Raw genomic sequence first — 8,048 nt, 5'->3', positions numbered from 1 at the left:
TAGTCCTCATCGACGTCAGTAAGGTCGGAGGTCGAACAGAAACGTGGCGGAACGCTACGACCTACGCGGAATATATTCTGGACACCGCCAGCCAGTGGTCGGTCTTCAACGATGTCGATGGAATTAGGGGCAATATCCGATGGCACGCTCCCCGGACCAGTTCCAGGGCCGGCATCCAGCTCTGGGAGCAAGGCAACCCCCTCTATGACCGCTCGAACCTTGACGGCGACGAGGAACTGGAACGAAGCGACGACTACGACAGCTATGCCGAATTGAAGCAGGAATGGTGTCGCGAGACCCCGTACGAGTGCTGACTTCAGTAGTTCTTTAGCCACTCCGACTCGCCGTAGCAACGACGATGTGCGAGCTTGTCCCGCGGTTCGGGGCAGCTTTCTCGAGTAGCACAGATTCGTCGCACAGGTCGCACTCGGAGGTATGTCCCGCCTCCATTGGTCTTGCTAAGCCTCAGCCCTCAGTTGTGTAGCGGTAGCGACCCTCTCTCGAAGTATCGGTCGTTGTTAGAGGACAGACTGTTTCAAAAAGGTTGAAATTTCGATTAGTGAACCTCATTTTCTACATCTACAGGAATAATACAAACAGTACAGTCAGATGGACATTGATACACCCTAACTTTATATCCAGAAAATTCAAACACTAATTCCACTTCCGAATCCTTTTCTTTTGCATGATTTAAAAGGCTACTTAGAGCATCTGGCTCGATAGTATCGTACATGATGCCAACTTCTTCAATTGATTTGCTCCCATAATCAGTTATCGCTCTAATGATTGTTTCGACTATAGTCTCCTGCTCTTTTCTTTCAACACATATGGATATTGTTTCGCTATTATAAAAAGAGCATCTGCTCTCCTTCATTTGTTCGAACCTATGTCTATAGAGTTATATTTGTTCTGCCTATCAAATTTTGTAAATTTACTTTTATCTATGCATATGGTTAAGAGTCGAATTAAAGGCGAATTGTCCTGCCTCTCGAGCGTCCAACGAAAGGGTTGGGTGGGCGGTACGTCCGTCGGGGCTTACAGTCGTCTCGACGGACGGGTGACAGTCAGCTCGCCCTGAAGTCAGGAACGGTGACGTCCTCAGGTTTCGTCGAAACCTGATGTGCGAACGAGACGCGACGCGTCTCGTCAACGCCGAACCGGAGATTTGTCCCGTCCGACTAACCACAGTCGGCAGAGGCCGAGTTCACTCACAAGCCCCGCGCCACCGTGCGCGGGGCAGTTGACCAGAGTCGTTTGGGTTTGTTTGGCCGTGGTGAATCGCCATACGGCATTGGATTTGCCTAGCTCACAGCACGTTTGATGTTATAGACGATACACATCAGGACAATTTCACGGAACTCTCGATACCAGCTTCGCGCACGCACGGCGTCGCCGAGCGTGCGCTTGATCACCGAGAAGACGGTCTCAGATAGTGCTCTTTGACCATAGAGAGTCCCATCGATCCGCGCGTTATGCGCGTGATCGATGGGACAGAACTCTCGATGCTTGATCAGCGGTCTTACACCCTCTTCCCGCAGTTTATCACGTAACCGTTGCCAGTCGTAGCCTTTGTCGGCGGCGAGGCTGTGCAACTCGCCCGCGTTGCGGCGGGCGAGTTGCCAGCCGATCTGCGTGTCGTGACGTTTCTTGGTTGTGCAGTGAACGTCGAGGATAGCTTGTGACGCTGTATCGACGAGTGCGGTCGTTTTGAGCGTCTGAACACGGTAATTCGTGCGACGGCAGTAGTGTTTGCTGGCGTTCTCGCGGTCGAAGAATGTCGCGTCCATCGCAGCGTGACCAGATGGCTCGTGCAGCTGCGCCGACAGGCGCAGCAGCACTCGCCAGATCGCCATCTTGATTGTGTCAAATGCCTTCACTAGCGTCGAATGATCGGGAAGATCAGCCGCGTCAAGGCCTATTTTGGCGAGTATTTGCGGCATCTCGCTCAAGAGATCGAGCGCTTCGCGGTAGGATTTCTCCAAATAAATCCGCAGACAATGCAGCGAAACGACGGCGTAGTCGGCGAATCCGCCGCCGCCCTGCGGGGCGGCGGATTCGCCTCGGCCACCAACAGCACTTTTAGCCAACGTCACCACTTTTCCAGTGAAGCGGGAAACTTTGGACATAGACCATCCGCCGTTTCCCGCTTCAACTCCCTAGTTGTAACGGATCAACTCGACGCCGTCTAGTGATTCACCAGAGCCGTTTGTTTCGAAACGATGCCCGCCACCCATATTATGACAGTAACTAAAACAGTCGTCTATGATTAAAAACCGGTGGGTCTTCGACGACGAGTACGAAGCCGACATCCTCCATCGACACGACGAGCTCCAGTCGCTCTCGAGGCTCCTCGCCCCGACAGAGCACGGCCAGCGCGCCGAGGACATCCTCATCCACGGTCCCAGCGGCGTCGGGAAGACAGCCTCAGCGCGGTACATCCTTCGCGATCTCCGCCAACGCTTCGGACTCGAGTGGTCGCTACTCGAGTGCTCCGGGAAGACCCGCAACGGAATCATCTACGATGCCGTCACCCGCCACTCGAAAGCCGCCGTCGTCCACCGCAACGATCCGCGCGAGAAACTCCTCGAAGCCCTCGAGGCTGCCACCGACGGCCGTCCCTACGTGCTCGTCCTCGACGAGGCCGATGTCATCCCCGACTTGGACGTCCTCGGCGATCTCTTCTCAATCAGCGCAGTCTCTGTCATTGCGATCACCCACGCCGACAACGAGTGGCTCAACCGTGTCGATCGCAACGTCCGGCCCCACTTCCGGGGTGAGTCCCAGGTCGAGTTCCGCAAATACCACGTGCCAGAGTTGGTGGACATCCTCGAGCCGCGTGTCGAACGCGGGCTGATTGGCCGCCCCGTCGACGTCGATCAACTCGAGCGGATCGCCGACGAGACCGGTGGAGTGGCCCGGTGGGCGATTAAATCAGTCCTGGCTGCTGCGGAGTTGGCCGACGAGCGTGGTCACGACTATTTCCAGGAATGCGATGTCCGCGATTCGTTTGACCGAGCAATGCGGATGATCCGACGGGACAACCTACGCTCGCTGCCAGTTCCCTATCTCCGGTTGTACGAGTTGGTTCGCAAGATCGGACCGGTTAACGGTGGAGATATGAAGCGGGCGTATCTCGAGCACCAGGAAGAAATCTTCGAAGGCCGCGGGCGCGATCCCGTCAGCTGGCGCCGTGCATGGGACTATCTGAGCAAACTCGAGGACTACGACCTGATCAAAGCAAGTGGCTCGACGAACTCGAAGCAATACAAGACGGTAGATCCGGAGTTAGAGGCGCCTGTTGAGTTTGACCCCGAAGAGAATATTGGTGTATCAGAACGGCCAGGAACAAGGGGTTAATCACTACCAGTGGATTCATCCACCGACTGAATTCTAATCACATCGTCGTTCTTATCGGCCACAATTTCCACTTGGTGCCCTTCCTGCAACCCAATTGATTGGTACACTTCTTCCGGGATAGTCAACACAGTGCTGTTTCCGGAAGAGCGGAGCTTCCGCTCGGCAGTCACTGTTCCTTGTTCCCAGTCGATTTCAACGCTGTTCCCCATAACTCCGGATTTTTGTGCAAGCGACATAGGTCTTACTCGTGTAAGACGATAATGTATGGACACAAAAAGCTATCGTCGGTATGTACTCATAGGAAGACTTTAGTGAGACTAAGAATAAGACACGTGTATGTCGGTCGATGTCGATCCGAATGAAAACAAAACACGCGCCGAGCGAAGCATCCGGAAATCAGGCAACAGCTACGTTGTCTCGATTCCGCCGGAGATCCTGCAGTCCGCAGGAATCTCAGAGGGTGATAAGACGATCCTTGAGGCCGACATCGGCGGAGAGACTATCGAAATCCGCCGTAACTGCGAGGTTACTGATCAATAGCAAGCCGGGTGCTGGAGGCACCCAATAAAACCACCAAATGCAGGTCACGAACGCGATGCTCGGATATTACGCTGACAGTACAGTGGTTGGCGTGGCCGCTAATCAGCGTTTACTCGAGCGTAGCCGTTTCGAAACGGCGCGGGTTACTTTAGTAGGAATTCGTGACCAACAGCAAACCGACCACTCGCGGCCATCACCGGAGCGCGCCCTGGGTACCAAGCAGATCGCGCTCCGGCCGTCCGCGGGTTCCAGACGACAACCATGCCGGGGCAGATACCCGCCCCGGCTACGACTGAAACCATGTATTCAGACGACAACCATACAGAAGACGGTAACGGATCGAATAGTACCAATCCTACGCGCGCCGAGACGATTGGTGCCATCCGTGCACTCCTCGATCGCCTCGAGGAGGATGACGATGAGGACTACCAGTGTCAAGCCCGTGTAGACGAGACCGGGCGCTTCTGGCTCCAGGACCCGGCCAATGACGAGGCCTACCTTTGGTCTCGCCAGACGATCGACGTCGAGGTGGTTCGATGAACGCCGGCGTCGAAGCGGACGGTCAGCTTCGGCTGACCGACGATGGACTCGAGATGCCGGAGTTTCTGAAAGGACACGTCGGCGAATTCACCCTCAAGACGGCGGACATCACTGGTTCATTCCAGACGATCGACGCCGGTATGCCGACGGACGACTTCTACGATGGCCCGATCGCCGTCTACCCAGACGATGACGGCGACTACAATCCGGAACTCGCAGCTGGCTACATGGCACTCGGGACGCCGTCGCACGGTGAGGAGATCTTCGAGATCATCGACGAACGCGAGAACGGAGGGGACGACCGATGATCGCCGGCCAACTGGCCTTTCTCGCTGATCCCGCCGACGAACCCCTCGAGAGCACCCACCAGGGCAACACCCGCGCGATCGAGGTCGAAGAGACCCAGACTTACCTCAACGACGAACTCGTCATCCAGTCGGGTACCGTCGCCGGCGAGGTCGTCAAGCAGGACGAACGTGTCATCATCGACGGCACCACGATCGAGACCGAGACTCGAGACGTCCGGCGGAAGGTGGCTTCTGAGTTTGTCGCCGACGTCGACAGTGGCGGTTGGATCCTTGCCGAGCGAACGCACACGAGCGAACTTGAACACGAACCGGACTGGCCGTTTAACGACATCTCGACGCAGGTCGGTCAGGAGATCGCGCCGGTCCGACTCAAGCCCTGGGAGTTCGTGCGCAACCAGCGCGATGAGGACAGAACGTTCACAGTCGAGATGGCTACGAGTGAGCACAATCTCGATGACGTCTCGATCGAGTGGGGTCACGGAGCGCTCAAGTCCAAAGCCGTCAACGCCGACGTCGGCGTCGCACTGACGACATTTTGGAACGACGTCCATGTTCGGCTGGTCATCTACCAGAGCGGATACCTCGCGATCTGGGAACCAGAGGAGATGCAGCCGGAACTGCTCGGTAGGTTCCTCGACGAAGAGATCGTCCCGATCGCGACGTTCGACGACGATCCCGAAGTCGACGAAGACCAGGTCGAACAACAGACCTTCGAGGACAGCGGGGTGGAGGCATGACCGCGCGTTACGAAGTCGTTGGCGCCGTCGACCGATCGACGGCCGGTGTCCTCGAGACTGCGGACGACTTGATCCTCGTCGACGACGGGGATGAAGAGCTCCTGATCGCTCAACCCGCAGCGCGAGGTGACGACGGCGATGACTAACTGCCCGACCTGCGGGAACCGCGACTACCTCTGCGAGAAGTGCCAAATGGAAGCGCTCGAGGATCGTCACGGCACCCCCGCCGACCAGGACGTCGAGCGCTGGGTGCTTGGCGACGATCGGGACCTCTGGCACGCCGCTGTCGAGTTCGACGGTCAGACCCACACCTGTCTCTGCGGCGGCGACGTCGAGACGCCCCTCGAGTGGTCGACCGAAGACCTCCGTTACGCTCCCGATCGGTACGACGACACGCCAGTGTGTCGCGGCTGTGTCGTCGCCCTCGAAGGCACGAGGTCCGAGACAGTCCCCGACGACGCCACCTTCGAACGGGCCAGCGAACTCGCCACCGATGGCGGAATCGACCAATCTCCGGACGATACTGAACAGCAGATCGAGAACTGCGGTACGTGCGAGGATTGCGGTGGCCGACTTGATGACGATGGTCTCTGCCCCCACTGCTTCGACTACGATGCTGTTGACGAGCGAAAGGAACCCGGAGACCTGTCGCCAGAGGAAGCCGCGTTCGGACACGTCCGCCGTACACAAGACACAGAGACTGACCGCGGTCAGCTGACAGCGAAGGGGTGGTTTGCGTTGTTGGCCGCGTGGTCGATCACGCTCTTCGTCGCGTTCATGATCGGGACCGGAGGGATGCTATGAGCATCGTCGAGAACAACCCCCGTGACGTCGACGTCACGCCGACGCCGCGCTACGAGGACATCGTTGTCGACGAGCACTTCCCACAGCGCTGGTCCGAACGATCGGACCGATCGCAGCTGAACCCGAAGATCGCGTGGCTCGAGGCGATCCCGATCGACTACCCCAGCGCGAAGCCGCCAGCAGAGTGTGCTCGTTTCCACGAGGTCACGGAGACGATCCTGCTCGCCGAGCCCAACGGCCGGCTTGTGACTTGCATTCCACTGGAGGACCGCCCGCGAGACGAACAGTGCTACATCCGCGACCAGCTCGAGGTGAGCGACTGATGAGCGAGACCCAGGAACAGGATATCGATACGACCCGCACGCGTGAGGAGAAGCTGAAGGCACTAGTCCGCAAGGACATCGATCCGGAGATCACGGCGATGGCTCGCCGTGCATTGAAGCGTCGTCAGGAGGGATCGTCATGATCGACGTCGCGAGCAGTGTCGGGCCGCTCGTCGAGTTCGTCCAGGAGGGCACGAAGTTCGCGACGGGTCGCCGGGTTCGTCTCGTCGACGAGCGCCTCGAGGACGGTATCCTTCGCTTCGGTGTGTTGGTCCGAGGCTCCGGGAGCAGCGGGCTGACCGCAGTTCGGACACCAGTCGTGGTGGGGAGCCAGCGGTTGCTGGCAGTTTCCACAGTCTTTCCGGATGCGATCCGGCCCGTCGTCGGGATCGAGGATGCCAGCCTCGCGGAAGATGTCCTCGTTGTGTTCCTCCGAGGTGATGTGCTCGTAGGTTTCCCACATGTTGGTATCGAGCGTCCAGTGAACGCGATGTTCGATCTGCGACCGCGAGTAGCCTTCACGGACCATGCGCGTGATCGCAGCGTGGCGGAACGCGTGGGGCTTGACCGGCTTGTCGATGTCGGCACGGTTGGCGATTCGCGACAGTTGCTGGCGAGCGGCGTTCGCGACGACGGCACCGTCGTCGATCCAGCGCTCACCGTCTTCGCCGCGGGAGTGGGGCTTGATTTTGTGGAACAGCGCCGCGTCGGGTTCATTCGGTCTCGGGTGTGCGGTCCGCAGATAGGAGCGGATCGCCGCTGCGGAGTCGATCAGCGGATACTCCGTGATCGGTGCACCCTTCAGCCCAACCGCGTCTCCGTTCGGTTTGTACGTCGGCGGCTCCTCGAGGTCGACGTCACGGACACGAAGGGAGAGTGCCATCGTGAGTCGAGCGCCGGTGTCGGCGAGGAACTCGATGAACGCGACGTCTCGCTGGTGGCGTGCCGTCGTCGTCAGCGCCTGAATATCCTTCGGCGTCAGCATGTTGTCGACGTCGGGACCGCTTCGTTCGACTTTCGTTCGGTCGACGTCGTCGGTCCAGTCGGCGTCGGTCATATCGCTGAGGAACAGCAGGACGGCGTTCTCGTAGCTCTGGACCGTCGAGTCCGCGAGGTCGTGCTCGTGGCGAAGGTCGAAGACGAGTTCATGATAGTCGGGCTCGTCCATATCGACGAGCGGTGTGTCGGAGCGTTCGCTCGCTGCTCGGACGCGTCGGAGGTACGTCTTCAGAGTGGAGATCGCGACGGAGCCGTCCTTCTTTCGGAGCCAGCGCTCGATCTGGGGACGGTCGGAATCATGAACGTCGTCGGACTGCTCGAGGAGGCGGTGTTGACGTTTGAGGCCACCGGCGAAGTCTTGCGGATCATTGATATCTCCCATACTCGTGACTGTCTGTTGCGGATCTACTACAAACTGCCTATGGTTAGAAGTACATCTT

14 protein-coding genes and 1 pseudogene are annotated in these 8,048 nt (G+C 58.3%); 11 read left to right on the top strand and 4 right to left on the bottom strand.

Annotation, left to right across the window (positions count from 1 at the left end):
• A partial coding sequence (locus RBH26_RS21040) for a hypothetical protein (RefSeq protein ID WP_306760326.1) occupies positions 1–314 on the top strand: 314 nt, incomplete at its 5' end.
• Positions 315–556: 242 nt separating this feature from the next.
• Here the strand turns inward: RBH26_RS21040 and RBH26_RS21035 are convergent.
• Complete coding sequence (locus tag RBH26_RS21035; protein WP_306760325.1) at positions 557–874, bottom strand: HalOD1 output domain-containing protein; 318 nt, start codon at positions 872–874, stop codon at positions 557–559.
• Between the two features lie 128 nt (positions 875–1,002).
• Here RBH26_RS21035 and RBH26_RS21415 point away from each other — a divergent pair.
• Positions 1,003–1,119: pseudogene (locus tag RBH26_RS21415) on the top strand (RNA-guided endonuclease TnpB family protein); the annotation flags it as partial.
• Positions 1,120–1,301: 182 nt separating this feature from the next.
• Here the strand turns inward: RBH26_RS21415 and RBH26_RS21030 are convergent.
• Positions 1,302–2,126, bottom strand: coding sequence for an IS5 family transposase (locus tag RBH26_RS21030; RefSeq protein WP_306760324.1), 825 nt, complete (start codon positions 2,124–2,126; stop codon positions 1,302–1,304).
• 136 nt (positions 2,127–2,262) lie between these two features.
• On the opposite strand from RBH26_RS21030, the gene RBH26_RS21025 reads away from it, so the two are divergent.
• On the top strand, positions 2,263–3,357 hold the full coding sequence (locus RBH26_RS21025) for an AAA family ATPase (RefSeq protein WP_306760323.1): 1,095 nt from the start codon (positions 2,263–2,265) through the stop codon (positions 3,355–3,357).
• Here RBH26_RS21025 and RBH26_RS21020 read toward each other — a convergent pair.
• On the bottom strand, positions 3,354–3,593 hold the full coding sequence (locus RBH26_RS21020) for a hypothetical protein (protein WP_306760322.1): 240 nt from the start codon (positions 3,591–3,593) through the stop codon (positions 3,354–3,356). The genes RBH26_RS21025 and RBH26_RS21020 overlap by 4 nt on opposite strands.
• Positions 3,594–3,693: 100 nt before the next feature.
• Here RBH26_RS21020 and RBH26_RS21015 point away from each other — a divergent pair, with 100 nt between their 5' ends.
• The 8 genes from RBH26_RS21015 to RBH26_RS20980 all read left to right on the top strand — a co-directional run bounded on the left by RBH26_RS21015 (position 3,694) and on the right by RBH26_RS20980 (position 6,752).
• The gene (locus tag RBH26_RS21015; protein WP_306760321.1) at positions 3,694–3,897 is read left to right on the top strand and encodes an AbrB/MazE/SpoVT family DNA-binding domain-containing protein; all 204 of its coding nucleotides are present in this window, start codon (positions 3,694–3,696) and stop codon (positions 3,895–3,897) included.
• A gap of 300 nt (positions 3,898–4,197) precedes the next feature.
• A complete protein-coding gene (locus RBH26_RS21010; protein WP_306760320.1) occupies positions 4,198–4,437 on the top strand; it encodes a hypothetical protein in 240 nt (79 codons plus the stop codon).
• Positions 4,434–4,745: a hypothetical protein gene (locus tag RBH26_RS21005; protein ID WP_306760319.1), complete on the top strand. Its 312-nt coding sequence runs from the start codon at positions 4,434–4,436 to the stop codon at positions 4,743–4,745. The genes RBH26_RS21010 and RBH26_RS21005 overlap by 4 nt, the downstream gene beginning before the upstream one ends.
• Positions 4,742–5,482, top strand: coding sequence for a hypothetical protein (locus RBH26_RS21000; protein WP_306760318.1), 741 nt, complete (start codon positions 4,742–4,744; stop codon positions 5,480–5,482). Before RBH26_RS21005 ends, RBH26_RS21000 begins: the two co-directional genes overlap by 4 nt.
• Positions 5,479–5,628 (top strand): hypothetical protein, encoded by a 150-nt coding sequence (locus RBH26_RS20995; RefSeq protein ID WP_306760317.1) that lies wholly within the window; start codon positions 5,479–5,481, stop codon positions 5,626–5,628. The genes RBH26_RS21000 and RBH26_RS20995 overlap by 4 nt, the downstream gene beginning before the upstream one ends.
• Positions 5,621–6,286, top strand: coding sequence for a hypothetical protein (locus RBH26_RS20990; protein WP_306760316.1), 666 nt, complete (start codon positions 5,621–5,623; stop codon positions 6,284–6,286). The genes RBH26_RS20995 and RBH26_RS20990 overlap by 8 nt, the downstream gene beginning before the upstream one ends.
• Positions 6,283–6,609, top strand: a complete 327-nt coding sequence (locus RBH26_RS20985) for a hypothetical protein (protein WP_306760315.1) — start codon at positions 6,283–6,285, stop codon at positions 6,607–6,609. The genes RBH26_RS20990 and RBH26_RS20985 overlap by 4 nt, the downstream gene beginning before the upstream one ends.
• Positions 6,609–6,752 (top strand): hypothetical protein, encoded by a 144-nt coding sequence (locus RBH26_RS20980; RefSeq protein ID WP_306760314.1) that lies wholly within the window; start codon positions 6,609–6,611, stop codon positions 6,750–6,752. The genes RBH26_RS20985 and RBH26_RS20980 overlap by 1 nt, the downstream gene beginning before the upstream one ends.
• Here the strand turns inward: RBH26_RS20980 and RBH26_RS20975 are convergent.
• Positions 6,734–7,990, bottom strand: a complete 1,257-nt coding sequence (locus tag RBH26_RS20975; protein ID WP_306760313.1) for a tyrosine-type recombinase/integrase — start codon at positions 7,988–7,990, stop codon at positions 6,734–6,736. The two genes, RBH26_RS20980 and RBH26_RS20975, sit on opposite strands and share 19 nt — an antisense overlap.
• Between the last annotated feature and the right edge of the window lie 58 nt (positions 7,991–8,048).

Source organism: Natronolimnohabitans sp. A-GB9 (assembly GCF_030848565.1).
Classification (GTDB): Archaea; Halobacteriota; Halobacteria; order Halobacteriales; family Natrialbaceae; genus Natronolimnohabitans.
Note: the sequence above shows the minus strand (reverse complement) of the source record. Positions and strands in the feature narration are given on the sequence as shown.

Excerpts from the sequence above, each read along its gene's own strand:
- RBH26_RS21035 (WP_306760325.1), bottom strand. The coding sequence starts at position 874 with ATGAAGGAGAGCAGATGCTCTTTTTATAATAGCGAAACAATATCCATA.
- RBH26_RS21030 (WP_306760324.1), bottom strand. The coding sequence starts at position 2,126 with ATGTCCAAAGTTTCCCGCTTCACTGGAAAAGTGGTGACGTTGGCTAAA.
- RBH26_RS21025 (WP_306760323.1), top strand. The coding sequence starts at position 2,263 with ATGATTAAAAACCGGTGGGTCTTCGACGACGAGTACGAAGCCGACATC.
- RBH26_RS21020 (WP_306760322.1), bottom strand. The coding sequence starts at position 3,593 with ATGTCGCTTGCACAAAAATCCGGAGTTATGGGGAACAGCGTTGAAATC.
- RBH26_RS21015 (WP_306760321.1), top strand. The coding sequence starts at position 3,694 with ATGTCGGTCGATGTCGATCCGAATGAAAACAAAACACGCGCCGAGCGA.
- RBH26_RS21010 (WP_306760320.1), top strand. The coding sequence starts at position 4,198 with ATGTATTCAGACGACAACCATACAGAAGACGGTAACGGATCGAATAGT.
- RBH26_RS21005 (WP_306760319.1), top strand. The coding sequence starts at position 4,434 with ATGAACGCCGGCGTCGAAGCGGACGGTCAGCTTCGGCTGACCGACGAT.
- RBH26_RS21000 (WP_306760318.1), top strand. The coding sequence starts at position 4,742 with ATGATCGCCGGCCAACTGGCCTTTCTCGCTGATCCCGCCGACGAACCC.
- RBH26_RS20995 (WP_306760317.1), top strand. The coding sequence starts at position 5,479 with ATGACCGCGCGTTACGAAGTCGTTGGCGCCGTCGACCGATCGACGGCC.
- RBH26_RS20990 (WP_306760316.1), top strand. The coding sequence starts at position 5,621 with ATGACTAACTGCCCGACCTGCGGGAACCGCGACTACCTCTGCGAGAAG.
- RBH26_RS20985 (WP_306760315.1), top strand. The coding sequence starts at position 6,283 with ATGAGCATCGTCGAGAACAACCCCCGTGACGTCGACGTCACGCCGACG.
- RBH26_RS20980 (WP_306760314.1), top strand. The coding sequence starts at position 6,609 with ATGAGCGAGACCCAGGAACAGGATATCGATACGACCCGCACGCGTGAG.
- RBH26_RS20975 (WP_306760313.1), bottom strand. The coding sequence starts at position 7,990 with ATGGGAGATATCAATGATCCGCAAGACTTCGCCGGTGGCCTCAAACGT.